At 66.7% G+C, this 26,308-nt stretch carries 22 protein-coding genes; 5 read left to right on the forward strand and 17 right to left on the reverse strand.

The window, feature by feature from the left end; all coding sequences use genetic code 11:
- Positions 1-665 precede the first annotated feature (665 nt).
- A complete protein-coding gene (locus tag ACFQ4E_RS01700) occupies positions 666-1,529 on the reverse strand; it encodes a hypothetical protein (RefSeq protein WP_386801184.1) in 864 nt (287 codons plus the stop codon).
- A gap of 157 nt (positions 1,530-1,686) precedes the next feature.
- On the opposite strand from ACFQ4E_RS01700, the gene ACFQ4E_RS01705 reads away from it, so the two are divergent.
- Positions 1,687-2,151, forward strand: coding sequence for a DUF302 domain-containing protein (locus tag ACFQ4E_RS01705; protein WP_386801185.1), 465 nt, complete (start codon positions 1,687-1,689; stop codon positions 2,149-2,151).
- Positions 2,152-2,330: 179 nt separating this feature from the next.
- Positions 2,331-2,834 carry a fasciclin domain-containing protein gene (locus ACFQ4E_RS01710; RefSeq protein ID WP_386801186.1) on the forward strand — a complete coding sequence of 168 codons (504 nt, stop codon included), beginning with the start codon at positions 2,331-2,333 and terminating at the stop codon, positions 2,832-2,834.
- A 51-nt stretch (positions 2,835-2,885) separates the two neighbouring features.
- Here the strand turns inward: ACFQ4E_RS01710 and ACFQ4E_RS01715 are convergent, their stop codons facing one another.
- The 3 genes from ACFQ4E_RS01715 to ACFQ4E_RS01725 form a co-directional block, all read right to left on the reverse strand.
- Positions 2,886-3,350, reverse strand: coding sequence for an MAPEG family protein (locus ACFQ4E_RS01715; RefSeq protein WP_386801187.1), 465 nt, complete (start codon positions 3,348-3,350; stop codon positions 2,886-2,888).
- 118 nt (positions 3,351-3,468) lie between these two features.
- Entirely contained in the window at positions 3,469-6,084 is a 2,616-nt protein-coding gene (gene clpB / locus ACFQ4E_RS01720; RefSeq protein ID WP_386801188.1) for an ATP-dependent chaperone ClpB, read from the reverse strand.
- A 174-nt stretch (positions 6,085-6,258) separates the two neighbouring features.
- Positions 6,259-8,142: a hypothetical protein gene (locus ACFQ4E_RS01725; protein WP_386801189.1), complete on the reverse strand. Its 1,884-nt coding sequence runs from the start codon at positions 8,140-8,142 to the stop codon at positions 6,259-6,261.
- A gap of 143 nt (positions 8,143-8,285) precedes the next feature.
- On the opposite strand from ACFQ4E_RS01725, the gene pyrF reads away from it, so the two are divergent.
- Positions 8,286-8,975, forward strand: a complete 690-nt coding sequence (gene pyrF, locus ACFQ4E_RS01730; protein ID WP_386801190.1) for an orotidine-5'-phosphate decarboxylase — start codon at positions 8,286-8,288, stop codon at positions 8,973-8,975.
- 95 nt (positions 8,976-9,070) lie between these two features.
- Entirely contained in the window at positions 9,071-9,364 is a 294-nt protein-coding gene (locus ACFQ4E_RS01735; protein WP_386801191.1) for a hypothetical protein, read from the forward strand.
- A gap of 98 nt (positions 9,365-9,462) precedes the next feature.
- Here the strand turns inward: ACFQ4E_RS01735 and ACFQ4E_RS01740 are convergent, their stop codons facing one another.
- Positions 9,463-9,879 carry an NUDIX domain-containing protein gene (locus tag ACFQ4E_RS01740; RefSeq protein ID WP_386801192.1) on the reverse strand — a complete coding sequence of 139 codons (417 nt, stop codon included), beginning with the start codon at positions 9,877-9,879 and terminating at the stop codon, positions 9,463-9,465.
- A gap of 65 nt (positions 9,880-9,944) precedes the next feature.
- Between ACFQ4E_RS01740 and ACFQ4E_RS01745 the strand changes: the two genes are divergently transcribed.
- Entirely contained in the window at positions 9,945-11,198 is a 1,254-nt protein-coding gene (locus tag ACFQ4E_RS01745; protein WP_386801193.1) for a DNA polymerase IV, read from the forward strand.
- On the opposite strand, the gene ACFQ4E_RS01750 is transcribed toward ACFQ4E_RS01745, so the two are convergent.
- The 12 genes from ACFQ4E_RS01750 to mutL all read right to left on the reverse strand — a co-directional run bounded on the left by ACFQ4E_RS01750 (position 11,199) and on the right by mutL (position 26,296).
- On the reverse strand, positions 11,199-11,516 hold the full coding sequence (locus ACFQ4E_RS01750) for a DUF3775 domain-containing protein (protein ID WP_386801194.1): 318 nt from the start codon (positions 11,514-11,516) through the stop codon (positions 11,199-11,201).
- Between the two features lie 87 nt (positions 11,517-11,603).
- Complete coding sequence (locus tag ACFQ4E_RS01755) at positions 11,604-12,335, reverse strand: SDR family NAD(P)-dependent oxidoreductase (RefSeq protein WP_386801195.1); 732 nt, start codon at positions 12,333-12,335, stop codon at positions 11,604-11,606.
- A complete protein-coding gene (locus ACFQ4E_RS01760) occupies positions 12,332-12,856 on the reverse strand; it encodes a DUF3833 family protein (RefSeq protein ID WP_386801196.1) in 525 nt (174 codons plus the stop codon). The genes ACFQ4E_RS01755 and ACFQ4E_RS01760 overlap by 4 nt, the downstream gene beginning before the upstream one ends.
- A 40-nt stretch (positions 12,857-12,896) precedes the next feature.
- On the reverse strand, positions 12,897-14,126 hold the full coding sequence (locus ACFQ4E_RS01765; protein WP_386801197.1) for an MFS transporter: 1,230 nt from the start codon (positions 14,124-14,126) through the stop codon (positions 12,897-12,899).
- Positions 14,123-14,875 (reverse strand): DUF1365 domain-containing protein, encoded by a 753-nt coding sequence (locus ACFQ4E_RS01770; RefSeq protein WP_386801198.1) that lies wholly within the window; start codon positions 14,873-14,875, stop codon positions 14,123-14,125. Before ACFQ4E_RS01770 ends, ACFQ4E_RS01765 begins: the two co-directional genes overlap by 4 nt.
- Complete coding sequence (locus ACFQ4E_RS01775) at positions 14,872-16,170, reverse strand: NAD(P)/FAD-dependent oxidoreductase (protein WP_386801199.1); 1,299 nt, start codon at positions 16,168-16,170, stop codon at positions 14,872-14,874. Before ACFQ4E_RS01775 ends, ACFQ4E_RS01770 begins: the two co-directional genes overlap by 4 nt.
- Positions 16,171-16,340: 170 nt before the next feature.
- Entirely contained in the window at positions 16,341-16,808 is a 468-nt protein-coding gene (locus ACFQ4E_RS01780) for a pyridoxamine 5'-phosphate oxidase family protein (protein ID WP_386801200.1), read from the reverse strand.
- 145 nt (positions 16,809-16,953) lie between these two features.
- Positions 16,954-18,699, reverse strand: coding sequence for a dihydrolipoyl dehydrogenase (gene lpdA, locus ACFQ4E_RS01785; RefSeq protein WP_386801201.1), 1,746 nt, complete (start codon positions 18,697-18,699; stop codon positions 16,954-16,956).
- Positions 18,700-18,712: 13 nt separating this feature from the next.
- Entirely contained in the window at positions 18,713-20,002 is a 1,290-nt protein-coding gene (aceF, locus tag ACFQ4E_RS01790) for a dihydrolipoyllysine-residue acetyltransferase (protein ID WP_386801202.1), read from the reverse strand.
- A gap of 26 nt (positions 20,003-20,028) precedes the next feature.
- Positions 20,029-22,683: a pyruvate dehydrogenase (acetyl-transferring), homodimeric type gene (aceE, locus tag ACFQ4E_RS01795; protein ID WP_386801203.1), complete on the reverse strand. Its 2,655-nt coding sequence runs from the start codon at positions 22,681-22,683 to the stop codon at positions 20,029-20,031.
- A gap of 365 nt (positions 22,684-23,048) precedes the next feature.
- A complete protein-coding gene (rmuC, locus tag ACFQ4E_RS01800) occupies positions 23,049-24,449 on the reverse strand; it encodes a DNA recombination protein RmuC (protein WP_386801204.1) in 1,401 nt (466 codons plus the stop codon).
- Positions 24,446-26,296 (reverse strand): DNA mismatch repair endonuclease MutL, encoded by a 1,851-nt coding sequence (gene mutL / locus ACFQ4E_RS01805; RefSeq protein WP_386801205.1) that lies wholly within the window; start codon positions 26,294-26,296, stop codon positions 24,446-24,448. The genes rmuC and mutL overlap by 4 nt, the downstream gene beginning before the upstream one ends.
- Positions 26,297-26,308: the final 12 nt, after the last annotated feature.

Here is a 26,308-nt window from a genome sequence, read left to right on the forward strand (position 1 = left end):
GCTACCGCTTCGCTGCTTGAGCACTAGGCCCGCGCAACTCCGCAGCATGATCCACCCGGCTAAGGAAGGACCCAAACAAAGAGTCATCTGTCTGTTGTGCTTCAGGTTACCGAAGTAACGCAAAGCCGAACAAGACAGTGAAGCTGACACCGGTCATCGGGTTGCCCCTACCGGCGCGATATACAGAAGATTTGATCCATCGATCGAACCAAACCGCCCGCATATCTCTTCAGATACTCGCGATGTCAAAGAGCGCGAGAGACAAAACCAACCGAGTGCGCCCTAACTTCTTCGGCGCGCCCGCCCGGTAAAACCTCTCAGATGTTATCCGCCTCGTCTGCAGCGCCTCAGCTTCCCGCCTCGTCACCGCCCCGTCTGGCGTCCCGTCCGCGCCTCAGCGCCGCCGGTGAGGGGCTATCTACGGATACCAACTAACACCCGCAAGAGGGAAAATACCCGAAAATGCCAAAAAACGCGAAATTTTCGCGACCGAAAACGTCGGACGCGTCACGCGCCCCATATCTTGCGTTGAGCCCCGCTCAACACGCAAGAAATTATCGCTAGGCCGATGGGGGATCCGGGAGATTACCGCGCCCCTGCCTGGGAGAGAGGCAAAATCGGTGCGCGCAGGGCGACTCGATGGTCGCGAGTCGGGGGTCAGACGCTCAAACGAGGCCGTCGAACCGATCCGGAAGGCGCATCAGCACCTCGTCCACGCGCCTTTGGAAGTGGTAGAGCCCGTGATCGCCCCGCTTCTCCCAGGTCTTTTCCATGTGCTCGACCAGCGGCGCCGTGTCGAACTCGGTCACCGGCAGCGCATTGAGCCGTCCGAGCTCGTCGCCCGAGCGGTACCAATCGGCGCTGAGCATCGTCGCCTTCACGTCCTCGCCCTCGGCAAGACCCGACACCCGCGCATGCCGCCGCGCCCGCGTCGCGTCGTATTCCTGGCGGTCGGCGTATTTTAGATGCAGGAGGTAGAGCTTCCGGAAGAGCTTGAGCTCGGGCTGATCCGCGTAATGGCCGCCGCGCGCGATATGGACGGTCGTGCTCACCACGCAGGGTTTGCAGAACCAGCTCGAGTAGCGCACGTGCCGACGCGGCCCGAGGATCGTGTCCCCGATGGGATCGGTCTCTTCATCCTCCTTGTGGACCAGCTCCAGCCCGATCGGCGTCAGCACCTGCTTGCCGCTGCGCTTGGCGAGGAACCCGGCGAGATCGAGGCCGGTATCGGGGTCCACGATCAGCAGCTCGTCGACATCGCCGACGATCACCATGTCCACATAAGAGCGCAGCCCGTTCACCAGGTGATTGAGGAAGCGCCAGCGCAGCATGTCGAACCGCTTGTCGAACTCGTAATCGAGCCCGATCACGTTGCAGCCCTCGGCCATCTTGGACACCCGCGCGTCGCGGCCCAGATTGACGACATAGAGAGAGGTCCGCCCGAAGAGCCCCCCGTAATAGGAGAGCCAGCGCTCCAGGAAGAAGTAATCGTCCGACACCATGGTGACGACGGCGACGCGCTTGGCCATCTGCCCTACCCCGTATTCTTTGCCCGGACGCTGCGGTCCGACCCCCTCTCCTGTCAAGCCGGGTGTGGCCGCGCGCATGCGACAAGTCATTGCTTATGTGACAGGCTCCGGCCTATCATCCGCGGTGAAAGACCCGGCATGGGCTTGGGAGGGCCTCATGACTCGCATTTTAGCCCTGGTGGCGGTCACACTTTTGGCCGCTCCGGCCGGGGCCACGGATACGGCCTCTGCCGCCCCTGTCATCGTGAGCTATGACAGCTCCCAAAGCTTCGACGACGTGATCTTCGGGTTGGAAAACGCGATCCTCGGCCAGGGGCTCGTCGTCGACACGATCCACCATGTCGGAGAGATGCTCGACCGCACGCGCGAGGATGTCGGCTCGACCGTGGTGATCTTCGACCATGCCGAGGTCTACTCCTTCTGCTCGGCCGCGCTGTCGCGCAAGGTGATGGAGGCCGACCCGATGAACGTCGCCTTCTGCCCCTACAACATCTTCGTCTCGGTCCGAGCCGATGCGCCCGGGGTCACGACCATCGGCTATCGCAGCTTTCCCGAAGGCCAGATGAAAGAGGTCGAGGCGCTGCTCGACACGATCGTGCGGAACGCCATCGGCAAGGAATGAGCCCCGGGCGCTGACATCTGCTCACACCGATGTCACTGGCCGAACGGCGCGCCCGCGGCTTAGCGCAGAGCGCGATCACATCAATCCGGACACACGGCGATTTGGTTCGGGCGCGAGCATTGTCCGCGTCCGGGGCGCGCCCATCTGGGGGGCATCCGACCTCAAGATGGAGAGACTTCATGCTACGCAGAACCACGCTCGCCCTCACCGCCGCAACGCTCCTGGCCGGTCCGGCCTTCGCAGGCAGCCACAGCTCGGAAGAAATGATGGGCAAGGACATCGTCGCCACCGCCATGGAGGCGGACGGCTTCGAGACCCTCGTCACCGCGGTCGAGGCCGCGGGCCTTGTCGAGACGCTTCAGGGCGAAGGTCCCTTCACCGTGTTCGCTCCGACCGACGAGGCCTTCGCGGCGCTGCCCGAGGGCACGCTCGACACGCTCCTGATGGAAGAGAACAAGGACCAGCTCACCGCGATCCTAACCTATCACGTCGTGCCGGGTAAGGTGATGTCCACCGACCTGACCGACGGGATGGAGGCCGAGACCGTCGAGGGCTCGACCGTGACCATCATGACCGAAGGCGGCGTGACCGTCGGCGGCGCCAATGTCGTCACCGCCGATATCGAGGCGTCGAACGGTGTGATCCACGTGATCGACCAGGTGATCATGCCCGAGGGCATGTAAGACCCGCTCTCTCGGGGCCCGTCGCGGCGGGCCCCGACCCCCGAGCCATGCTCAGACCAGAAGAACGACCAGCGTCCAGATCGCCATCCCGATCACGAGGATGGAGCCGACAGTGTAGAAGGTCGCGCGGATGTCGTGGATCTGGGCGGTCGCGTAGGCCCAGAAATGGCCCGCCCGCGCCAGCACGAACCCCCAGTAGAAGATCAGCGCCGCCCAGAGCGGCGGCTCGGCCAGAACGAAGAGCGCCCCGGCCACCCAGAACCCGGGAATGTTCTCGAGATCGTTGTGATGCATCCGCCGCGACCGCTCGACACGCGGGTTCGGATCGAGCTGCGTCGGATCGGGATCGGGATTGAGCGCCGTTTTCCGCAGATCCTCGGGGCTCGCGAAGCCGGCCTTTTCGGACATCAAGGCCCGGACCGTCAGCCAACCCTGCCCCATGACCTTGAGAACGCCCAGAAGCGCCGTGACAGCGTAATGCCAGAAGACCGGGTTCTCCGGCGAATAAAGCTCCATCTCTCTGCCCCGCGGATCTGTCCTTCGCCGGTCAGACTAGCGGCCTCGGGCGCAGAGACGAAACCGCCCGCCGCTTCGCAGCGGCGGGCGTTGCTCTCATGCAAGGCACGGTCGGGGCTTAATGCACAACCGCGTCGTCGGGCCGGGGCCGGTTCGACGCCGCAACCCGGTCGCCGATGATGAGCCCGTCGGACCCGGCGCTGACCGGCACCGTGGCACCGTCCATCACGTCGCCCGCAAGCAGCATCTCGGCCAGCGGATCCTGCAGACTTCGCTGGATCACCCGCTTGAGCGGACGCGCCCCGAAGACCGGATCGTAGCCTTCCTCGGCCAGCCAGGCCTTGGCGGCATCGTCCAGCTCGAGCCGGATTTTGCGCGCCGCGAGCCGCTTGAGCAGCCGCGCCAGCTGGATCTCCACGATCCCGTCCATGTTCTCCCGCTTGAGACGGTCGAAGATGATGGTCTCGTCGAGACGGTTCAGGAACTCCGGCCGGAAATGCGCCCGGACCGCGTCCATCACGTCGCGCTTGGCCTGAGCGCTGTCGGCGCCCTCCGGCAACTGGCTCAGCGCCTGGCTGCCGAGGTTCGAGGTCAGCACGATCAGCGTCTGCTTGAAGTCGACCGTCCGGCCCTGACCGTCGGTCAGAACACCGTCATCGAGCACCTGCAGAAGGACATTGAACACGTCCGGATGCGCCTTCTCGACCTCGTCGAAGAGCACGACCTGGTAAGGCCTGCGCCGCACCGCCTCGGTCAGGACGCCGCCCTCGTCATAGCCGACATAGCCCGGAGGCGCGCCGATCAGGCGGGCCACCGCGTGCTTCTCCATGAACTCCGACATGTCGATACGCACCATCGCGTTGTCATCGTCGAAGAGGAACTCGGCCACCGCCTTGGTCAGCTCGGTCTTCCCGACGCCCGTCGGCCCGAGGAAGAGGAACGAGCCCAGGGGCCGGTTCTCGTCGTTCAGACCCGCACGCGCCCGGCGGACCGCATTGGCGACCGCACGCACCGCCTGATCCTGACCGATCACGCGCTTATGCAGACCGTCCTCCATCCGAAGGAGCTTCTCGCGCTCGCCCTCGAGCATCTTGGACGTGGGGATCCCAGTCCAGCGCTCGACGACCTGGGCGATCTGCTCGGGACGCACGGCCTCTTCGACCATGACGTCGCCGTCATCGCCATCCGCCGCTTCGAGCTTCTTCTCCAGATCGGGGATGATCCCGTAGCTCAGCTCACCGGCACGGGCGAGGTCGCCATGCCGCTTGGCGATTTCCAGATCGGCCCGCGCCTTGTCGAGTTGCTCCTTCAGATCGCGCGAGGACGCGAGGCGGTCGCGCTCCGACTGCCACTTGGCGGTCAGCTGCTGGCTTTCCTCCTGCAGGTCGGCCAGTTCCTTCTCGAGCTTCTCGAGCCGGTCCTTGGACGCCGCATCATCCTCTTTCTTCAGCGCCTCCGCCTCGATCTGCAGCTGCAGGATCTGGCGGTCGAGCTGATCGAGCTCCTCGGGCTTGCTGTCCACTTCCATCCTCAGCCGCGACGCCGCCTCGTCCATCAGGTCGATGGCCTTGTCCGGCAGAAAGCGGTCGGTGATGTAGCGGTGGCTGAGCTGGGCCGCGGCGACAAGGGCGCTGTCCGAGATCCGCACGCCATGGTGCAGCTCGTATTTCTCCTTGATGCCCCGCAGGATCGAGATCGTGTCCTCCTCGGTCGGCTCCTGCACCATGACCGGCTGGAACCGCCGCGCGAGCGCCGCGTCCTTCTCGACATGCTTGCGATACTCGTCGAGCGTCGTCGCGCCCACGCAGTGCAGCTCGCCCCGCGCCAGCGCCGGTTTCAGGAGGTTCGAGGCATCCATCGCCCCGTCCGCCTTGCCCGCGCCGACAAGCGTGTGCATCTCGTCGATGAAGAGGATGATCTCGCCCGCAGCGGCCTCGACCTCCTTCAGGATGGCCTTCAGGCGCTCCTCGAACTCGCCGCGATACTTCGCGCCCGCGATCAGCGCGCCCATGTCGAGCGCCAGGAGCCGCTTGTTGCGCAGGCTCTCGGGCACGTCGCCATTGACGATCCTGAGCGCGAGCCCCTCGGCGATGGCGGTCTTGCCGACGCCGGGCTCACCGATCAGCACCGGGTTGTTCTTGGTCCGGCGCGACAGCACCTGCATCGCGCGGCGGATCTCGTCGTCGCGCCCGATGATCGGGTCGATCTTGCCCTCCTCGGCCCGCTCGGTCAGGTCGAGCGCGTATTTCTTCAGCGCGTCATAGCCCTCTTCCGCCGACGCGCTGTCGGCGGTCCGGCCCTTGCGGATGTCGTTGATCGCGGCGTTCAGACCCTGCGCGGTCACCGCCCCGGCCTCCAGCGCCTCGCGGGCCCCGGATTTGACCATGGCCAGCGCCATGAGGATGCGTTCGACCGGCACGAAACTGTCGCCTGCCTTCTTGGCGATCGTCTCGGCCTCGTCGAGGATCTTGCCCGTCCCCTGATCGAGATAGACCTGCCCGGCATCGCCGGACACTTTGGGGATCTTCGCCATGCGCATGTCGAGCGCCTGGCGCACGCGCTCGGGCGCGCCACCGGCGCGGGTGATCAGATTCGACGCAAGGCCCTGGTCGTCATCGAGAAGCGCCTTGAGCAGGTGTTCGGGCGACAGGCGCTGATGGCTCTCGCGCATCGCGATGGTCTGTGCGGCCTGAATGAAGCCGCGCGACCGCTCCGTGAACTTCTCCAAGTTCATGGGGTTCTCCTTATAGCAAGCGCTCCGTCCCGGATGCCCGCATCCTGCAGCACATCTCTTGCGAAGCCTCGGCTTGGAAATGGGGATCACGCGCCCGTGATGCAAGCGCAGGACCCATGAAAAAGGCGCGCCCCCGGGTCGGGAGCGCGCCGTGTTTCAGGTCGGTGCGACGTCTCAGTTGCCGCTGGCCTTGAGCCGTTCGGCGATCTCGGCAGCCGCCTCGGCCGCAGCCCGCGCGGCCTCCGCAGCGGCCCGCGCCTGCTCGGCGGCCTCCTGCGTCGCTTCGAGCGCAGCGCTCGCGGCGTCGGAGAGCGCCTGCTGACGCTCCGCTTCCGCCGCCAGGGCCGCCTCTTCAGCCGCCTGCGCCGCCTTGACCGCGTCCTGAGCCTCCGCCTCGGCGGCAGCAGCACGCTCCGCGGCCGCTTCGGCATCGGCCTGCGCTTGGCTCAGCGCCTCGTCGGTCGGATCGCTCTCGGCCTCGCCGCCACCGGCCGCGTCAGCGCTTTCGGTCTCGGAGCTGTCAGACCCCTCCGAGCTACCGTCAGCCGATGCACTCGCTTCGTCGCTGGCCGCAGCGCTTTCGCCTTCGGCAGTCTCGGTCGCGCCGTCACTCTCGGACGCGCTTTCGCCCTCGGCCGTGTCGGTCTGTGCTTCGCCGTCGCTCGAGGCCTCGGCATCGGCTTCGGCGCTGTCAGCGCTTTCGCTCGAAGCCGCGTCGCCCTCGCTCGACGATGCGCTAGCCTCCGCCTCGCCGTCCGCCGAAGTCTCGGCTTCAGCCGTCTCGCCGCTGTCGGTCGAGCCGGTCTCGCCGCTCGCTGCATCAGCGCTTTCCGTATCGCTCTCGGAAGACGTCTCGCCCTCGGAAGAGGATGCGTCCGCGCTCTCGCTCTCCGCGGATTCGGTCTCGCCTTCAGCGCTCTCGGACGACCCGTCAGAGGCACTCTCGGTCTCGCCCGAGCTTTCACCTTCGGAGGACGCGCTCTCTTGCGCCTCGGCGTCAGAGCTATCGGACTCCGCCTCGGCGCTGTCTGATCCGTCGCTCTCTGCAGAGGCGGCTTCACTCTCACCACCTTCGGACGCGCTGTCGGACGTGGCCCCGGCATCTGCCGACCCTTCGGTCTCAGACGACGCGGCCTGCTGTTCTTCGCTCTCCGAACCCTCGGCACTCTCGGAGCTCTCACTACCTTCCGCGCTGCCGCTGTCCGATTCCGCAGACGCCTCGCTGGTCTCGCTGTTGCCCTCTGCCTCGGAGGAGTCGCTTTCCGCCTCGGCGGACGCCTGATCGCCAGACGCCTCGTCAGAGGACGCCCCATCCGAGCCACCCTCGCTCGTATCCGACCCCTCGGCATCACCGCCGGTCTCGGAGCTACCCTCGGAACTATCCGCAGCGGCGCCCTCGGTCTCGGAGCCGTCGCCCGACGCCGCGTCGCCTTCAGCGGCCTCGCCACCTTCGGCAGCATCGCTCTCCGAACTCTCACTGTTGGCGTCTGCGCTGGCCGCATCGGACGCTTCCGCTTCGCCGGACACCGCGCTCTCGCCCTCGGTCTCTGCGCCACCTTCGGCAGCGTCGCCGTCGGTCTCGCTGCCGCTGTCCTCGGCGCTCGCCTCGCCCGAGGCCTCGCCTTCGCCAGTGCCCTCGGCACTGTCGCCTTCGGCGGCCGCGTCGCCGCCATCGTCCTCGGACTCCGAGTTTTCGGCCGAAGCCTCCCCACCGTCGCCCTCGGAGTCCGAAGTCTTGGCAGACGCCTCACCCTCGCCGCCGCTCTCCGCGTCAGATGCCTCGCCGCTATCGGCGCTCTCTTCCGCCTCGGCGCTTTGGCCGTCGCCCGACGACTCGCTCTCGGCCATTGCCGTGGTCTCGGTTTCGGCCTCGTCCTCGCCGCTATGCCCGTCGCCGCCCGAAAGCGCGATCACCGCCGAAATCAGGGCGACCGTCGCGACGCCCGACCCCAGGATCAGCGGGAAGACACTCCCCGGACTGCGCGCCGATTTGCCCTTCGGGCGCGGTTCGCTGGGACGGCCATTGGTGGTGCCGGTTTCGGGGGTGTCGTCTGCCATGTGAATCTCCGCGATTGCCTTCGCCTGGCCGAGGCCGAGCCGTGGGTCTGAGAGACAACCTCCCATCACTGGAAAGCGTTCCCGATTTCGCGTAGGCGGCTGTCACGACGCCCGCAACCGCGCCGCAGACCCAAGGAGACCCCATGGCCGATGACCGTCTTATCGTCGCGCTCGACGTTCCCGACGCCCTGACCGGGCTGAAACTGGCCGAGACGCTGGGCGACGCCGTGTCCTTCTACAAGATCGGCCTCGGCATGCTGACCGGAGGCGGGCTGGCGCTGGCCAACGAGCTGAAGCAGGAGCACGGCAAGCGCATTTTCCTCGACATGAAGCTCTTCGACATCGGCGCCACGGTCGAAGCGGCAGTGCGCGGGCTCTGCCAGTTCGACATCGACTTCCTGACCGTGCATGGCGATCCGCACGTGGTCCGCGCTGCGCGCGAAGGCGCGGCGGGCCGCGACACCAGGATACTCGCCGTCACCATCCTGACCTCGCTCGACCGGGGCGATCTGGATGACGGGATGATGCGGGCCGGAGATGTCGCCGATCTGGTGACCGAGCGCGCCCAGCGCGCGCTGGCCGCCGGGGCCGACGGCGTCATCGCCTCGCCGCAGGAAGCCGCGGCGATCCGCGCCCTGCCCGAAGCCCAGGGCAAGCTGATCGTCACACCGGGCGTGCGGCCCGCGGGCGCGGCCAAGGGCGATCAGAAGCGGATCGCGACGCCCGGAGACGCGCTTCGGGCCGGTGCCGATCACATCGTGGTCGGCCGTCCGATCTGGCAGGCGCCGAGCCCCCGTGACGCGGCGCGCGCGGTGCTGGACGAGCTGCCCTGAGGCGCAAGATCCGCCGACGGTCAAGCATCGAATGAAACTTATCCACAGGATGCGGCGTTAGTGAGACAAGAACCGATCTCACTGATGAGGCACCGATGCAGTCCCAGACCCTGAGCCCCGCGCTCTACAACGCCGCCGAAGAGGCCTTCGAGGCCATCCTGACATTCGACACCGACATGGGCCGCGTCCGCGTGCCGACCCGGCTCAAGGCACCCGTCGATCTACCCACCGACATGGTCGAAGCCGGTCTGATCGCCGAAGGACGCGCCGCGCTCGACCGGCCCGGAGCGATGAAATCCCGCATCGCCGCGGCGCCGGCCGAGCCGCCCGAACGGCGAAACGGACTAATTGATATTTTTTTCGGATTCTTTGGGAACCGCGCGGCCTGAGCCGCGTTCAAGCGATGACACTTCCCCGAGAGGTCTTGTCCCTGTCCCTGTAGAGACCTCTTTGCCGGGGCCCGTCACTAGCCGACGGGCCCCGGCTCTTATTCAGGACCAAGCTCCAGATAGACGCGCAGAACCTCGGCAAAATGCGGGATCGTGTTCGGCCCGGTCGCGTAGGTCTCGGGGCGCATGATCGCCCAGCCCGTCCCCTCATCCCCCATCCGCAGCGCGCGTATCCGCGCCAGGGGCTCATGCGCGGCGTAGAAGACATCGGGACCCGCGGCGGCGGCGTGGCGGCAGATCACCCGCAGGCTTTCGGGCGCCAGAACCAACCCGGTCTCCTCGCGGGTCTCGCGCAATACAGCCTCAAGCGGCGTCTCGCCCGGGTCGATCAGGCCGCCCGGAAAATCGAGCCGCCCGGGCCAGGGGATCCTAGGGTTGGGGTCGCGCCGCAGGACCAGAAGCGCGCCGCCGAGAAACAGGATCAGCTTCACGCCGCGAAACGGCCCCTCGATCACGCTCTGTTCCCTCCGGCTCGGCGACATCCTATGATGGCGCATACCAGCCCCGATCCGCGATCTCCATGCCCGCCCTCTGCCGCTCCTGCCTGACGCAATTCGACGCCGGCGACCGCTGCCCGGCCTGCCGAAGCCCGCGCGTCACCCGGCATGACGAGCTCTGGGACCTGTCGATCGCGCATATGGATTGCGACGCCTTCTACGCCAGCGTCGAAAAGCGCGACCGGCCCGAGCTGGCCGACAAGCCGGTGATCATCGGCGGCGGGCGGAGGGGCGTGGTCTCGACCGCCTGCTACATCGCCCGCATCCGGGGCGTGCGCTCGGCCATGCCGATGTTTCAGGCGCTGAAGCTCTGCCCGGACGCGGTGATCATCAAGCCGCGCATGGCGCTGTACGCCGAGGTCTCGCGGATCATCCGGTCGATGATGGAAGAGCTGACCCCCTCGATCGAACCCCTGTCGCTGGACGAGGCGTTTCTCGACCTGACCGGCACCCGTCGCCTGCATGGCGCGCCGCCCGCGGTGATGCTCGCGGGGCTGGTGAAGCGCATGAAGGACGAGCTGGGCGTCACCGGCTCCATCGGGCTCAGCCACAACAAGTTCCTGGCCAAGATTGCGTCCGATCTCGACAAGCCGCACGGATTTTCCGTGATCGGCGCGGCCGAGACGCAAAGCTTTCTGCGCCCCAAGCCCGTGCGGCTGATCTGGGGCGTCGGCGCCGCGGCGCAGGACAGTCTCGACCGCGCCGGGATCCGCACCTTCGACGATCTCCTGCGCTGGGAGCTGCGCGATCTCAAGGCCCGCTTCGGGTCGATGGGCCACCGCCTCTGGCATCTTGCGCGCGGCGAGGACCGCCGCCGCGTCTCGGCCCATACGCCGATGAAATCGATCTCGAACGAGACCACCTTCCACGAGGACACCGCCGACGCCGACATCCTCGACGGGCATCTCTGGCGCATGGCCGAAAAGGTCTCGGACCGCGCCAAGGCCAAGGGTCTCGCGGGCCGGGTGGTGACGCTGAAGCTCAAGCGCGCCAATTTCGCGCTGGTGACCCGCCGCATTGCGCTGCGCGATCCGACGCTTCTGGCCGACCAGCTCTATCGCACCGCGCGCGGGCTTTTCGACCAGGTCGGCGATCTCGGACCCTACCGCCTTCTGGGCGTGGGCCTCTCGGATCTCTGTCCCGAGGGCATGGCCGACCGCGCGCCGGACCTCCTGGACCCTGGCGCGGCGAGGCGCGGCGAGGCCGAGCGCGCGACGGATGCGATCCGCGAGCGCTTCGGTCCCGACGCGATCCTCAAGGGGCGCGCGCTGCGCTGATCAGAGGATATCCTCTTCGGCATCGGCAATCGGCAAGCCCAGCGCCTCGGCCCCGGCCTCGAGGTGATCGGCCACATGCGGCGTGCCGATCAGGTAGTCGGCGGTCGGCGTCGTCGCCTCTTCGCGCGCGGTGGCGAGCGCCTCGTCCCAATCCTCGGCATCGAAACTGCCGCGCCCGATCCACATGATCGCGACGAGCGCGGCCTGATCGTCCTGGCTCATCCCCTCGATGAAGCCGCGCAGTTCCGGCTCCGCGCGGCCCAGCTCATGCGCCATCAGGATGACCTGCGCCACCTGGGTGATGTTGATCTCGTCCATCCTGCCGTCTCCGAATAGGTCTGAAGCGACCTTGCGCCGGAGCGGCCCATCCGCGCCTTGACCTGCCTCAATCGGGCGCGGAGGACGTCAGAAAAAGAGCCGGTAATAGAGCCCGCTCGGCAGGAACTGCCCCAGCCGGAAGACAAGCGAGAACCAGAACGGGAAGGCGCGCGAAAACGCGTCGCTGCCCATATGCTCGAAGATGATCCGCGCCGCCGCTTCCGGCTCCATGATCGCGGGCATCTTGAAATCGTTCTTGTCGGTGAGCCGTGTCTTCACGAAGCCCGGGTTCACCAGCTGCACCTGCACGCCGGTCTTGCGCAGGTCGCAATGCATGCACTCTGCCAGCGCCATCACTCCCGCCTTGGAGGACGAGTAGGCCACCGACCCCGGCAACCCGCGATACCCCGAGAGCGAGCCCGTCAGCACGATATGCCCGCGGTCGCGGTCGACGAACTTGGGCACGATCGCGCCCATCATCCGCATCGCCCCGGTGAAATTCACGTCGGCCATCATGTTGGCCTTCTCCGCATCCCACTCATCGGCACCGAAGGGCCAGTAGACCCCCGCCAGGAACACGATCCCGTCCACGTCGCCCGCCTGCTCGACCGCAGCGGCGCAGGCCTCGGCATCCGTCACATCGAGCGGCAGCACATCGGCCCGGCCTGGAAGCTTGCCGGCCAGCTCGCGCAGCGCGTCCTCGTCCCGCGCCGAAAGCACAAGCTGCACGCCCGAGCGGCTCATCACCTCCGCCAGAGCCGCCCCGAGACCCGCACTTGCCCCGACGAGCCAGTACCGTTTGCCGTTCCACTGTTTCACGCATCCTCCTTGGGCCGCATCGTCGCGACCAGTTCGGCGACCAAAAGTCCGTATTTTCGAAACTGGCTGCGATTCACGATGGTTCCATTCGGCGCGAGATACATCCAATCTTCCGCCGACAGGACATACCCCCCCGCCTCGGCCGGAAGCCGCAGCCGGTAGCGCAAAAACGCCGTCGCCCCGCGCACCTGCCCGCGCCCCACGCCTTTCACATCGTCGGCCCGCGCTTCGATCTGCCCGCCGGGCTTCAGCGTCAGGTTCCACGCCCGGTGCTGCACCTCGCCGGAATCGTACTCGAACCGCTCGCGCATCACGCCGGCGTCGCCGTCCCAGTCGATCTGGAAATGCCCCACGAAGCGCGACGTCACCCGCCCGCGCGGGCCGTAGATCGCGCCCTCGCAGATCATCGGGCCGTTCAGATGCTGCTTCAGCTCGAAGGCAGGCTGCGTGTCGGTGTAATCCGAGGGCCGCTGCGCGCGGAAGCCGTTCACCCGCTCGAAGAGCCGGAACAGCGCAAGCATGAGCAAAGCTCCGAATGCGAGAGCGACCTGCATGCTCATCTCAAGACCCTTCCAGCTCCGTGCGCGCCAACAGGGCCAGAGCCGCCAGCTTGAGAAAACAAGGGACCAACGCGTAGAGCAGGGACAACGCCCAGAGCGCTCGCGCCGAATTCTCACCAGCCGTGCGGAAGCCCGCCGCTTCCAACAGGGGAAGTAGTGCAACCGCAGCAAAAGCCAGCGTAAACTTCTGGGCGAATGACCAAAGGGAAAATCCCTCGGACCCCGACGGCGCGATCTTCTCCATCCGCTCCGCGAAGATCGCAGGCAACAGCGTCATGTCCGCCCCGAGCGCCGCACCCGAGGCGACGCAGACCAGCGCGAACCACCAGACATCGCCCGAACCCAGCGCCAAGGCTCCGGAAAAGGCCGCGATCGACAGCACCATGCCCATCAGGAGCGCCCGTTTCGGCCCCACCCGCTCGGCCAGGTGCCCCCATCCCGGCGCTGCGGCGGCGGCGGCGAGGAAGAACAGGAGCAGGAACGGCCCCTCCCATCCCGGCGCATCGAGCCGCGCGTCGACGAAGAACAGAAAGAGCGTCGAGGTCACCGCGACCGGTGCGGCATTGGCCAGAGCGACCAGAAGCAACCGCCGCGTGATTCGGTCCGACAGGACCACCTTGAAGCCCGCCCGCCCGAGGCTCACATCCCCCGCCCATTCCCGGCGCATCAGCGCCCAGGCCGTGACGCAGGCCAGCGCGAAGACCAGCGCGAAGCCCGCGAACTCGGGCAGCGCCAGCGCGGCAAAGGCCGTTGGCAGCACCGCCGCGACGCAGACCCCCAGAAGCCCCCCCGTCTCGCGCCAGCGCGCCAGCTTGAGATGCCCGGCTTCTCCCAGCGTCTCGGCCTTGGCAACGCCGCGCGCATAGAAGGTGATCGTCAGAAAGGAGAAGGCCGAGAACACCGCCGTCAGCGTCAGCGCGAACCACAGGATCGGCGCCACGGGCGGTGTGACCGCGAACAGCCCGATCATGCCGAGCGCCATGACCGCGACCGCGACGCCGACCGCGATCCCCCGCACCGCGCGAAGCCGCTCCGTCAGCCAGCCGAAAGCCGGATCCTGCACGAGATCGAGAAGCCTCAGCCCGAACAGCACCGATCCCAGTGCCGCCAGTCCGACACCGTAGCTGTCGGCGTAGAATTTCGGTGCGTGGATATAAATGGGCAGCCCGGCGGCAGAGAGCACGGCGGCGAAGGCCGCGTATCCGCCGAGATGCGCCGGGCGCGCGCTCATCGCGAGACGTCGTGCGCCGGGGGCTCGGGTCGGATGCGGTATTGCGCGCCTTTCCACCAGAGCTTCAGCGCCTGCCAGTGGATCAGCGCCAGCACCCGCCGCGACCCGAAGGGCCGCCGCGCCAGCGCGCGGAGCGCCGAGCCCATCGACAAGGGCCGCCGAGGCCCCGTCAGCGTCGCCACCACCCCGTCCTCGCCCGCTCCGAAATCGATCCGGATCGAGATCCGGTCCGGGCGGATGTCGAAATTGAAGCCGTAATCGCCCGCCACCGGCTGGAACGGCGAGACATGGAAGATCTTCTGCGCGCCGAGACGATCCTCGGGCGTGATCGGCGCGCCGTCGGCGCGCGCGGCGAGGTAGGAATGGCGGTCGCCGAAGGTGTTGGTGACCTCGGCGATGACCGCGACCAGGGCGCCGTCGCCATCATGGGCGAGCCAGAAGCTGACCGGGTTGAAGACATGGCCCCAGACCCGCGGCTGCGCCAGAAGCAGAAGCGCCCCGTCGGCGCGCAGCTGATGCGCGGCGAGCACCTCGCGCGCCCAGGCCGCCCCGCGCCCCTGCCCCGGCGGGCCGCCGTGATCGCGGTCCTGCAGGCTCAGGATGCCGCGCCGGTTCCGCGCGAACAGCGGAGCGCCCGCGTCGCTCTCGGGATCGAGCAGGAGGTAGTCGACCCGGTAGCGGAACGTGTTCCGGATCGCGCCCTTCCGCCCGTGCCAGGTCCAGCCCTCGATATGCTCGACGCCGCTCATGCAGCCGCGACCACCCGGTCCCGCGACGCGATGGCCTCGGCCACGTCGAGCGCGCTCGACAGCCCGTCCTCGTGGAAGCCGTTCTTCATCCAGGCGCCGCAATACCAGGTGTTGCGCGCGCCGTTCAGCGCCCGCATCTCCTCCTGCGCGGTCAGCGCCTCGAGATCGTAGACCGGATGGCGCAGCGTGACCTCGTCATAGATCAGCTCCTCGCGGATCGGACGGGTGGAGTTCAGCGTCACGAACATCGGATCGTCCTCGGGGATCGGCTGGAGGCAGTTCATCCAGTAGGTCAGATCGATGGAGTTCATCGCCCGCACCCGGTCCTCGGTGTAGTTCCACGACGACCAGCAGACCCGGCGGCGCGGCATCATCCGCTCGTCGGCATGCAGGACGATGCGGTTGGGCTGGTATCGCACCCCGCTCAGGCTCCGCGCCTCCTGCGGCGAGGGATCGGCAAGGAGCGCAAGGCTGTCATCGGAATGGGTGGCGAGGATCACGTCGTCGAACCGCTCCCAGCATCCGCCGCGCCGCTTCAGTTCGACCCCGCCCTCGGGCAGTCGACGGATCGCATCGACCGGCGCATGGGTGTGCAGCACCGCGCCCCGCCGCGCGAGATCGGCCACGAGCCGCTCGACATACTGCACCGAGCCGCCCTTGACCGTGTGCCACTGGTGCTGCCCGGAATGGTGCAGAAGCGCGTGGTTCTCGAAGAACTGGATCAGCGCCCAGGCGGGAAAATCGAGGATCTTCTCGACCGGCGTGGACCAGATCGCGCCCGAGAGCGGCAGAAGGTAATAGTCGCGGAACCAGTCGCCCATCCGCATCGCGGTCAGGAAATCGCCCAAGGACTGGGTGCGGTCGCGCGCCTGGTCGACGGCCTTGGCGTTGAACTTGAAGATGTCCCGCACCATGCCCAGGAACCGCGGATTGAGCATGTTGCGCTTCTGCGCGAAGAGCGCGCCGAGCGTCTTCAGCCCGTATTCCATCTCGCCCCCGCGCAGGCTCGCGGAGAAGCTCATGTCCGAGGGCACCACCGGCACGTCGAGCCGCGCGAACATCTTCGCGAGCTGCGGGTAGTTGGCGTAGTTGAACACGATGAAGCCGGTATCCACCGGCTGATCGCCGGTCTTCCCGGCCATCACCGTCCGGGCATGGCCACCGAGACGCGGCTCGGCCTCGAAGAGTGTCACGCGGTGATCGTCGGCCAGGTAATGCGCAGCGCCCAGACCCGAAATACCGCCTCCCACGACGGCAATGCTGCGGGGTCCAGACGTGAGGGGCTCGAAAGGCATGTGGTGCGGTCTCCGGGTATGTGACAAGCGCTGATATGGGGCAGACACGGAGCGCGACAGTCAAAAGTCTCAAACGACCTCGTGAGCAGTTTGTAACATCCGATGAGCCCTGTCCGCCCAGAGAGTTAAAGCGCGGGGGCGGTCGAGCAACGCGGCAAAAGGACAGCCCACTACCCGTCTTCGCCGGTGGCAAAGGCCGGGCCCGTCCGGAAATGGGACACGTCATTGGTGAAGACGCTCGACGGCACGAGCCGGATCAGCCGCCCGTCCGGGTCGTCGATCCGGGCCACGGTCTCGATGAACCAGCGGTTCCAGGTCGGCTCGGGCCCGAGATACCGGGCGAGGAGACGACGGAAGAACGGGGGGTCCATGGGATGGATCTCGGCTTGGCCGCGCAGGCCCAAGTGACGCAACCGGCCCGCGCCGTTGTCATAGTCGAGGATCTCGACAGAGACCTCTGCGTTGGCCGCGATCCGGCGGAGCGAGCTTGCGCCGTCATGGCTGAGCATCCAGAGCGCGTCCTCCTCCCAGGCATACCAGACCGGCGCGTTCCGCGGCGCGCCCGTCTCGGAGACGGTCGAGAGCACGGCCATCAGCGGCGCAGTCAGCAGAAGGTGCGGATCGAAGGGGCGGCCCATCCGGCGAGCTTGCCACGCCCGGAGCCGTCGCGAAAGCGCGGCGCAGGCGGATTTTCAAATGAAAATCCGCACGAAATCCGAACCGGATTTCGCGCGGTTTCCGGTTCGGAAACCGGGGCGCTCCGTAGACGCCCCGGTTCCGCGATCACTTCTTTTTCTTCTTCGGCGGCACGAGATCGGTGATCGTGCCCTCGAACATCTCGGCGGCGAAGTTCACCGTCTCAGACAATGTCGGATGCGGGTGAATCGTGTGGCCGAGATCGACCGCATCCGCCCCCATCTCGATGGCCAGCGCCACTTCCGAGATCAGGTCGCCCGCATTGGTGCCGACGATGGCCCCGCCGATCACCCGGTCGTCCTCGGGATCGAAGATCAGCTTGGTCATCCCTTCCGAGCGCCCGTTCGACAGCGCCCGGCCGGATGCGGCCCAGGGGAACACCCCCTTCTCGATCTTCAGACCCTTCTCCCTGGCCTGCGCCTCGGTGACACCGCACCACGCGACCTCGGGATCGGTATAGGCGACCGAGGGGATCACCCGCGCATCGAAGGCGCGCTTCTCGCCCGCGGCCACTTCCGCCGCGACCTTGCCCTCGTGCACCGCCTTGTGCGCCAGCATCGGCTGACCCACCACGTCGCCGATGGCGAAGATATGCGGCACGTTAGTCTTCTGGAACTCGTCGACCTCGATGAAGCCGCGATCGGTCACCTTCACCCCGGCCTTGTCGGCGTCGATCTTCTTGCCGTTGGGCGTGCGCCCGACCGACACGAGCATCTTGTCGAAGACCTGGCTCTGGCTTTCGCCCTTGTCGTCCTCCCAGGTGACCTTGAGCCCGTTCTTCTGGGCCTTCACCTCGGTCACCTTGGATTTCAGATGGATGGTCAGACGCCCCTCCATCCGCTTCTGCAGCGGCTTGACGATGTCCTTGTCCGCCCCGGGCAGGATCTGGTCCATCATCTCGATGACCGTCACCTCGGCGCCGAGCGCATCGTAGACCGTCGCCATCTCGAAGCCGATGATCCCGCCGCCCAAGACGCACATCTTCTTGGGGATCGGGTTCAGTTCGAGCGCGCCGGTGGAATCCACCACCCGGTCGTCGTCATGCGGCACGAAGGGCAATTCCACCGGAACCGAGCCCACCGCGATGATGCACTGATCGAAGGTCACGGTCTTGGTGCCGTCGCCGGTCTCGACCTCGATCGAGTTGGCGCCGGTGAAGCGGCCATAGCCCTCGACCACCGTGACCTTGCGCTGCTTGGCCATGCCAGCGAGGCCGCCGGTCAGCTTGCCGACGACCGAGTTCTTCCACTCGCGCAGACCGTCGGCATCGACCTTGGGCTTGCCGAAGCTGATGCCGTGCTCGCTCATCTCCTCGGTCTCGGTGATGACCTTGGACGCGTGCAGGAGCGCTTTCGACGGGATACATCCGACGTTCAGGCAGACCCCACCCAGCGTCGAATATTTCTCGATCAGGATCACCTTCTTGCCGAGATCGGCGGCGCGGAAGGCGGCGGTGTAACCGCCCGGACCGGAGCCCAGGACCACGACCTCGCCATGGTAATCGCCCGAGCCCGCCTTCGACCCTTCCGCCGCTTTGGGCGCCGGGGTGTCGTCTTTCTTGGCTTCTTCCTTGGGCGCGTCATCCTTGGCCTCGCCCGCATCGTCCGCGGCCTCGATCACCAGGATCACGTCGCCTTCCGAGACGGTATCGCCTTCCTTGACCTTGATCTCGGTGACCTTGCCCGCGGCAGAGGACGGCACCTCCATCGTGGCCTTGTCGCTTTCCAGTTCGATCAGCGGATCTTCCTCGGCGATGGTGTCGCCGACCGAGACGAGCACCGAGATGACGGGCACGTCCGAGAAATCGCCGATATCGGGGACTTTGACATCCATGTCTCGGTCTCCTTTACAGCATCAGCCGGCGCGCATCGGCCAGCAGGTATTTCAGGTGAGCGTTGAACCGCGCGGCAAGCGCGCCGTCGATCGCCCGGTGATCGTAGGAGAGCGACATCGGCAGGATGTTGCGCGGCTCGAATTCCGAGCCGTTCCACACCGGCTTCATCGACGACCGCGACAGGCCGAGGATCGCCACTTCGGGCGCGTTCACGATGGGCGTGAAGCTGGTGCCCCCGATCCCGCCGAGCGACGAGATGGTGAAGGTCGCGCCCTTCATGTCGTCGCCCTTGAGCTTGCCATCGCGCGCGGCGGCAGAGAGCTCCATCAGGTCCTTGGAGATCTCGACGATGCCCTTGCGGTCGCAATCCTTGATCACCGGAACCATCAGGCCGTTCGGCGTGTCGGCGGCGAAGCCGATATTGTAGAAGCTCTTCTTGATCAGCTTGTCGCCATCGGGATGGATCGACGAGTTGAACTCCCAGTGCTTCTTCAGCGCACCGACGCAGGCCTTGATCACGAAGGACAGGAGCGTGACGCGGTAGCCCTCTTCCTTGGCCTGGGTGTCGAGCTCCTTGCGGTACTTGTCGAGCTCGGTGATGTCCGCATCCTCGTGGTTGGTCACATGCGGGATGTTGAGCCAGGACCGGTGCAGCGCGGGGCCGGAGATCTTCTTGATCCGCGGCATGTCCACGTCCTCGACCGGACCGAACTTGGAGAAGTCCTGCGGCGGGATCGGCGGAATGCCCATGCCACCCTGCGCCGCGGCACCACCGCCCGCGCCAGCCGGAGCGGCCTGGCCCTTGAGCGCTTTCTCGACGTCCTCGCGCAGGATGCGGCCCTTGCGGCCCGATCCGTTCACTGTGGCGAGGTCGACCTCGACCCGGCGGGCGAAGGCACGCACCGACGGGCTCGCATGGACCTTCGAGAAGCCCGCGTCCGTGACCGCGCCCGATCCTCCGCCCGAGCTTTGCGCGGGCTGGGACTTGGGCTCTTCCTTCGGCTCTTCCGCCTTGGGCTCTTCCTTCTTCTCCTCCTTCGGCGCCTCGTCCGAGCCGCCGCCGGCGCCATCGGCCTCGATGATCAGGATCACGTCGCCCTCGGACACGCTGTCGCCTTCGGAGACCTTGATCTCCTTGACGGTGCCCGCATGGCTCGACGGAACTTCCATCGTCGCCTTGTCGCTTTCCAGCTCGATCAGCGGATCTTCCTCGGCGATGGTGTCGCCGACGCTGACGAGCACGGAGATCACCGGCACATCGCTGAAATCGCCGATATCGGGAACTTTAACTTCGGTAGTCATCTCTTCTGTCTCCTCGTGTCCCGTCTTCAGCTCACGCGCGGGTTCGGCTTGCCGCCGTCAATCTCGTATTTCTTGAGCGCCTTCTCGACGTCCTTCTCGGTCAGCACACCCTCTTTCCAGAGGTCCACGACCGCCGCGGCGGCGATGTGGTTGGCATCCACTTCGAAGAAGCGCCGCAGGTTCTCGCGGCTGTCGGAGCGTCCGAACCCGTCGGTGCCGAGCACGGTGTAGCGGTTCGGAACGAAGGCCCGGATCTGTTCGGCGAAGGTCTTCATGTAGTCCGTCGCCGCGATCACCGGACCCTTGGCCCCCTGCATCACCTCGGTGACGTAAGGAACCCGCTCCTCGCCCATCGGGTTCAGGCGGTTGTGCCGGAGCGCGTCCTGACCGTCGCGGGCCAGTTCGGTAAAGCTCGTGGCCGACCAGATGTCCGAGGTGACGCCGAAATCTTCCTTCAGCATCTCGGCCGCCTTGATCGCCTGCATCAGGATCGTGCCCGATCCCATCAGGTTGACGTGCTTCTTGCCCGGCTTCGAGGTCTTCTGCATCCGGTAGAGACCCTTGATGATCCCCTCCTCGGCGCCCGTGGGCATCGCCGGGTGCTGGTAGTTCTCGTTCATCAGGGTGATGTAGTAGTAGACATCCTCCTGATCGACGAACATCCGCTGCAGGCCGTTCTGCACGATCACCGCCACCTCGTAGCTGAAGGTCGGGTCGTAGCTGATGCAGTTCGGCACGGTCGACGAGATGATGTGGCTGTGCCCGTCCTCGTGCTGGAGACCCTCGCCGTTCAGCGTGGTCCGTCCGGCGGTGCCGCCCAGAAGGAAGCCCCGCGCCCGGCTGTCGCCCGCCGCCCAGGCCATGTCGCCGATCCGCTGGAACCCGAACATCGAGTAGAAGATGTAGAACGGGATCATCGGCTCGCCGTGGGTCGAGTAGGCCGTCGCGGCAGCAAGCCAGTCGGCCATCGACCCGGCCTCGTTGATGCCTTCCTGAAGCACCTGGCCGTCCTTGGACTCCTTGTAGAACATCATCTGTTCTTTGTCCTCGGGCGTGTAGTTCTGCCCGAGCGGGTTGTAGATACCCACCGACCGGAACAGGCCCTCCATGCCGAAGGTCCGGCTCTCGTCCGGGACGATCGGAACGACGCGCTTGCCGATCTGCTTGTCGCGCAGGAGCGTGGTGAGGATGCGCACGAAGGCCATGGTCGACGAGAACTCGCGGTCGCCCGAGCTCTCGAGCTCCTTCTTGAATTTGTCGAGCGCGGGAATCTCGAGCTTGTCGACCTTGTGGTGACGCACCGGGAACGATCCGCCCAGCTCCTTGCGGCGCTCGCTGAGATACGCCTTCTGGGCATTGTTCAGCGTGACGAGCGGCACTTCCTTCTCGAGATCCTTGTCCTCGATCGGGATGCGGAAGCGGTCGCGCATCTGCTTGAGCTGGTCGACCTGCATCTTCTTCGACTGGTGGGCGATGTTGAGACCCTCGCCCGCCGAGCCCATGCCGTAACCCTTCACCGTCTTGACGAGGATACAGGTCGGCTGGCCATCGGCCTTCGAGGCGCGCAGGAAGGCGTTGTAGACCTTCTTCGGATCGTGGCCGCCGCGGCGCAGCGCCCAGATCTCGTCGTCGGTCCAGTCCTTCACCAGATCCGCGGTCTCGGGGTATTTCCCGAAGAAATGCTCGCGGATATAGGCGCCGTTCTTCGACTTGAAGGTCTGGTAGTCGCCGTCGATGGTCTCGTCCATCAGCTGGCGCAGCTTGCCCGAGACGTCGCGCTCGAGCAGATCGTCCCAGCCCCGGCCCCAGAGCAGCTTGATCACGTCCCAGCCGGTGCCGCGGAACGCGCCTTCGAGCTCCTGCACGATCTTCGAGTTGCCGCGCACCGGACCGTCGAGACGCTGCAGGTTGCAGTTCACCACGAAGATCAGGTTGTCGAGCCCCTCGCGTGCCGCAAGGGAGATCGCGCCGAGGCTTTCGGGCTCGTCCATCTCGCCATCGCCGAGGAAGGCCCACACCTTGCGGTCGCCCGCGTCGATGATCCCGCGGTTGTGCAGGTATTTCATGAACCGCGCCTGGTAGATCGCGAACATCGGTCCGAGACCCATCGAGACGGTCGGGAACTGCCAGTAATCCGGCATCAGCCAGGGGTGCGGATAGGAGGACAGGCCTTTGCCCTCGACCTCGTGGCGGAACGCGGTCAGCTCGTCGGCGCTCAGGCGGCCCTCCATGAAGGAGCGCGCGTAGATGCCCGGGACGACATGGCCCTGGAAGAACACCAGGTCACCGCCATGCATGGTCGAGCGCGAGCGCCAGAAATGGTTCAGACCGACATCGTAGAGCGCGGCCGACGACGCGAAGGACGCGATATGGCCGCCGATCCCGTCGGTGGCCTTGTTCGCGCGCACGACGGTCGCCATCGCGTTCCAGCGGTTGATGGTGCGAATGCGCCATTCCATCTCGGTGTCGCCGGGCAGATCGACCTCATCGTCGGGAGAGATCGTGTTCTGGTAGGGCGTCGTCGCCGAGAAGGGCAGCATCGCGCCCGCGGCGCGGGCCTGCTGCACCGCCTTGTCGAGCAGAAAATGCGCGCGGTTCGGACCGTCGCGCATGATCACGTCCTCGATCGCCTCCTGCCATTCCTTCGATTCGACAGGATCGATGTCGTTTTGGTCTTTCATTTTATGTGACCTCTCCCTCGTCCGCGGCGCGTCACGCGCACCGTTTTAGTTTAGCGTTAAACGACCAATACCAAGCGATTGGCCGGGCGCACCGCGACCTGCGGATATCACGCCGTTCCGTTGCGCAGAAGTCAACGCAACGCAAAGATGTTATGCGTTTTGTGCAAGCCTGGGCGGAAAACTCGTTCAGCGCTGAATGAGTTTTCCGGGAACTCCATGTATCCCGGCATGGCACGTCTCCTCCGTCTCAACCCCCGCCGCTCTCCCCTGCGGGGCGGTTTTTGTGTCACACTCCAGTATCTGGCGCGCGCATCCGATGTGGCAAGCCCGAAGCCTGCCCGCTTTCATGCAATGACGGAAAGGAGTTATTCGGCGACCGAGACCTCGGGCACCGCCTGCGGCGGGTCCGCGGCAAGTTCCTCGAAATCGAAATTGTCGAGCCTGTCGGCCCGCTTTTCGGCACGTCCGGCCGCCGTCAGGATGCCCGAGACATCCTCTCCGGCCTGCCTGAGATGGGTTTCGAGCTTGCCCGCCCGCTCGGAGACGATCTGCACGTCTCGATGGAGCTGCTTCAGCGCCTTGCGGATCGCCCCGGCCTGCTCGCGCATCCGCGCATCCTTGAGGATCGCCCGCATCGTGTTCAGCGTCGCCATGCAGGTCGTCGGCGACACGATCCAGACCCGCGAGGCGAAGCCCTCGCGCACCACTTGCGGAAGCCGCGCGTGCAGCTCGGCATAGACCGCCTCGGAGGGCAGGAACATCAGCGCCGAATCCGCGGTCTCGCCCTCGATGATGTATTTCTCCGAGATCGCCCGGAAATGCCCGCGGACCGCCGTGGCGAGGTCCCGCAGCGCCCGCGCCCGGTCGGCCTCGGTCTCGGCCGCGGCCAGCGCCTCGTAGGCCTCGAGCGGGAATTTCGCGTCGATCACGATCGGTCCCGGCGGGTTGGGAAGGTGGATCAGGCAGTCCGCGCGCTTGCCGTTCGACAGTGTGTATTGCAGCGCGTAGCTGTCCGAGGGCAGCGCCTTCGACACGATATCGGTCAGCTGGATCTCTCCGAACATCCCCCGCCGCTGCTTGTTCGACAGGATGTCCTGCAGCGACAGCACGTCGCCCGAAAGCTTGGTGATATTGTCCTGCGCCTTGTCGATCACCGCGAGCCGCTCCTCGAGCTGCGTGAGCGAGGTCGCGGTCTTCTGCGAGTGCCCCGAAAGCACCTCCTTCACCTGCTCCTGCAGATCGGTGATCGAGCGGGCCTGCTTCAGCTGCCCGTCCGACAGCCGCTCGGACATCTGCTTCTGCACCTCGGTCAGGCGCTCTTCCATCTGCCGCTGCACCTGCGCCAGCCGGTCGGCCATCTGCCCCTGCACCAGTCCAAGCCGGTCCGCAACCTGCCCCTGAACCACGCCGAGATGCTCGGTCATCTGGGTCTGGCCGACCGCCAGCCGCTCCGCCATCTGGCGCTGCGTCTCGGCCATGCGGGTCTCGACGGTCTGGAGGATCTGCATCTGCGCATGCGCGCTCGTCTCCGACACGGTCTGGAGCGAGCCCGCAAGCTGCGTCTGCCCCTGCCCAAGCCCCTGCACATCCGCACCAAGTCGCGCGAGGTAATCCTCCAGAAGCGCCGTGGTCCGCGCCCCCCGCGCCGCGGCCCGGAGGCTCGCGATCAAGAGGATCACGATCAGCAGAACGACGCCCAGCGCCGCCAGCGCGGCCTGCGTCAACGGATCCGACAGATCCAGTGTCAGTGAGCCGATCTCGATCATGTCCGCCCGAACAGCCGCTCGATATCCGACAGCTTCAACTCCACGTAAGTGGGCCGCCCGTGGTTGCACTGCCCAGAATGCGGCACCGCCTCCATCTCGCGCAGAAGCGCGTTCATCTCCTCGCCGCGCATCCGGCGCCCCGAGCGGATCGAGCCGTGACAGGCGACGCGGCTCAGGATCGCCTCGATCTTCTCCTGCACGAGCCCCGAGCTCTCGCCCTCCGACAGCTCGTCCAGCACGTCGCGCAGGAGCCGCTCGGCATTGACCTCGCCCAGGATCGCGGGCGTCTCGCGCACCGCGACCGCGCTGCCGCCGAAGGGCTCGATCACCAGCCCCATCCGCGCCAGGTCGTCGGACGCCTCGAGCACGCGGCCCAGATCATCCGCCGAGAGTTCGACGATTTCCGGGATCAACAGCGCCTGCGCCGGAACGCCACGCTCGGCCATCTGCGCCTTCAGCTTCTCGTAGACCAGCCGCTCATGCGCCGCGTGCTGGTCTACGATGACGATCCCGTCCGCCGTCTGTGCGATGATGTAGTTCTCATGCACCTGCCCCCGCGCCGCACCAAGCGGCAGCGCCTCGGGCTGCGGACCGGGTTCCTCGGCCTCGGCGACATCCTCGACCACGCGCCCCGACCAGGTCGGCGCCATCTCGGCAAAGCCCGGGGCCTGCGCGGCATAGGACGCCGCCCGCGCGCCCGGCGACGGCCGGTCCATCTGGTAGACGCGCGGTGGCCCCGACGGCTCGGGCCGCATCGCGCCCAGCGCCGCCTGCGACACGGTGCTCGACGCGCGGTGCCCGGCCTCGGCCAGCGCGTGGCGCAGCGCCGTGACGATGAGCCCGCGCACCGCACCCGCATCGCGGAACCGCACCTCGCTTTTCGCCGGATGCACGTTCACATCGACCCGCTCGGGATCACAGTCGAGAAACAGCGCCACCGCCGGGTGCCGGTCGCGGCTGAGGAAATCCTGGTAGGCTCCCCGCAGCGCCCCGAGAAAGAGCTTGTCGCGCACCGGACGTCCTTTGACGAAGAGATGCTGCGCCACGCTCGAGCCGCGCGAATAGGTCGGCAGCGCCGCGTAGCCGGTCAGCCGCACGCCCTCGCGCTCGGCGTCGATCCGGCAGGCGTTCTCGGTAAACTCGGCGCCCAGCACCTGCGCCAGCCGCGCGCGCAGCGCATCGAAGAGATCGCCGCTCACCGCATCGGCGCGGAAGGTCACGCGCCCCTCGCCGCCCCCCGAGACATCGCGCAGCGTGAACCCCACCGACGGCTCCGCCATCGCCAGCCGCCGGATCACCTCGCCCACGGCCTGGGTCTCGGCCCGGTCCGAGCGCATGAACTTGAGCCGCGCGGGCGTGGCGAAGAAGAGATCGCGCAGCGTGACGATGGTGCCGGGGCGCAGCGCGGCGGGCTTCACCTCGCTCATGCGCCCGCCCGCGACGGCGATCTCGACCCCGTCGAACCCGGCCGCCCGGCTCTGGATCGTCAGGCGCCCGACGGCCCCCAGGGACGGCAGCGCCTCGCCCCGGAAACCGAAGCTGTGGATGTTCAGAAGATCGCTGCCGTCGATCTTCGAGGTGGCGTGCCGCGACAGCGCCAGAGGCAGGTCCTCGGGCGCCATACCGCAGCCGTCATCGATGACCCGGATCAGCGTCTTGCCGCCATGCGCGATCTCGACCGTGACACGGCGCGCGCCCGCGTCGATAGCGTTCTCGACCAGTTCCTTGACCGCCGAGGCAGGCCGCTCGACCACCTCGCCCGCGGCGATACGATTGATCGCCGCCTCGTCGAGCTGGCGGATCACGGGTCGGCCTTCGGCCCCGATATTGCGGCTGTGTGTGGTCATGCCACAAGACCT

It is taken from the genome of Litorisediminicola beolgyonensis (assembly GCF_042679605.1).
Taxonomy (GTDB): domain Bacteria; phylum Pseudomonadota; class Alphaproteobacteria; order Rhodobacterales; family Rhodobacteraceae; genus Litorisediminicola; species Litorisediminicola beolgyonensis.

Excerpts from the sequence above, each read along its gene's own strand:
- ACFQ4E_RS01700 (WP_386801184.1), bottom strand. The coding sequence starts at position 1,529 with ATGGCCAAGCGCGTCGCCGTCGTCACCATGGTGTCGGACGATTACTTC.
- ACFQ4E_RS01705 (WP_386801185.1), top strand. The coding sequence starts at position 1,687 with ATGACTCGCATTTTAGCCCTGGTGGCGGTCACACTTTTGGCCGCTCCG.
- ACFQ4E_RS01710 (WP_386801186.1), top strand. The coding sequence starts at position 2,331 with ATGCTACGCAGAACCACGCTCGCCCTCACCGCCGCAACGCTCCTGGCC.
- ACFQ4E_RS01715 (WP_386801187.1), bottom strand. The coding sequence starts at position 3,350 with ATGGAGCTTTATTCGCCGGAGAACCCGGTCTTCTGGCATTACGCTGTC.
- clpB (WP_386801188.1), bottom strand. The coding sequence starts at position 6,084 with ATGAACTTGGAGAAGTTCACGGAGCGGTCGCGCGGCTTCATTCAGGCC.
- ACFQ4E_RS01725 (WP_386801189.1), bottom strand. The coding sequence starts at position 8,142 with ATGGCAGACGACACCCCCGAAACCGGCACCACCAATGGCCGTCCCAGC.
- pyrF (WP_386801190.1), top strand. The coding sequence starts at position 8,286 with ATGGCCGATGACCGTCTTATCGTCGCGCTCGACGTTCCCGACGCCCTG.
- ACFQ4E_RS01735 (WP_386801191.1), top strand. The coding sequence starts at position 9,071 with ATGCAGTCCCAGACCCTGAGCCCCGCGCTCTACAACGCCGCCGAAGAG.
- ACFQ4E_RS01745 (WP_386801193.1), top strand. The coding sequence starts at position 9,945 with ATGCCCGCCCTCTGCCGCTCCTGCCTGACGCAATTCGACGCCGGCGAC.
- ACFQ4E_RS01750 (WP_386801194.1), bottom strand. The coding sequence starts at position 11,516 with ATGGACGAGATCAACATCACCCAGGTGGCGCAGGTCATCCTGATGGCG.
- ACFQ4E_RS01760 (WP_386801196.1), bottom strand. The coding sequence starts at position 12,856 with ATGCTTGCGCTGTTCCGGCTCTTCGAGCGGGTGAACGGCTTCCGCGCG.
- ACFQ4E_RS01765 (WP_386801197.1), bottom strand. The coding sequence starts at position 14,126 with ATGAGCGCGCGCCCGGCGCATCTCGGCGGATACGCGGCCTTCGCCGCC.
- ACFQ4E_RS01770 (WP_386801198.1), bottom strand. The coding sequence starts at position 14,875 with ATGAGCGGCGTCGAGCATATCGAGGGCTGGACCTGGCACGGGCGGAAG.
- ACFQ4E_RS01775 (WP_386801199.1), bottom strand. The coding sequence starts at position 16,170 with ATGCCTTTCGAGCCCCTCACGTCTGGACCCCGCAGCATTGCCGTCGTG.
- ACFQ4E_RS01780 (WP_386801200.1), bottom strand. The coding sequence starts at position 16,808 with ATGGGCCGCCCCTTCGATCCGCACCTTCTGCTGACTGCGCCGCTGATG.
- lpdA (WP_386801201.1), bottom strand. The coding sequence starts at position 18,699 with ATGGATGTCAAAGTCCCCGATATCGGCGATTTCTCGGACGTGCCCGTC.
- aceF (WP_386801202.1), bottom strand. The coding sequence starts at position 20,002 with ATGACTACCGAAGTTAAAGTTCCCGATATCGGCGATTTCAGCGATGTG.
- aceE (WP_386801203.1), bottom strand. The coding sequence starts at position 22,683 with ATGAAAGACCAAAACGACATCGATCCTGTCGAATCGAAGGAATGGCAG.
- rmuC (WP_386801204.1), bottom strand. The coding sequence starts at position 24,449 with ATGATCGAGATCGGCTCACTGACACTGGATCTGTCGGATCCGTTGACG.
- mutL (WP_386801205.1), bottom strand. The coding sequence starts at position 26,296 with ATGACCACACACAGCCGCAATATCGGGGCCGAAGGCCGACCCGTGATC.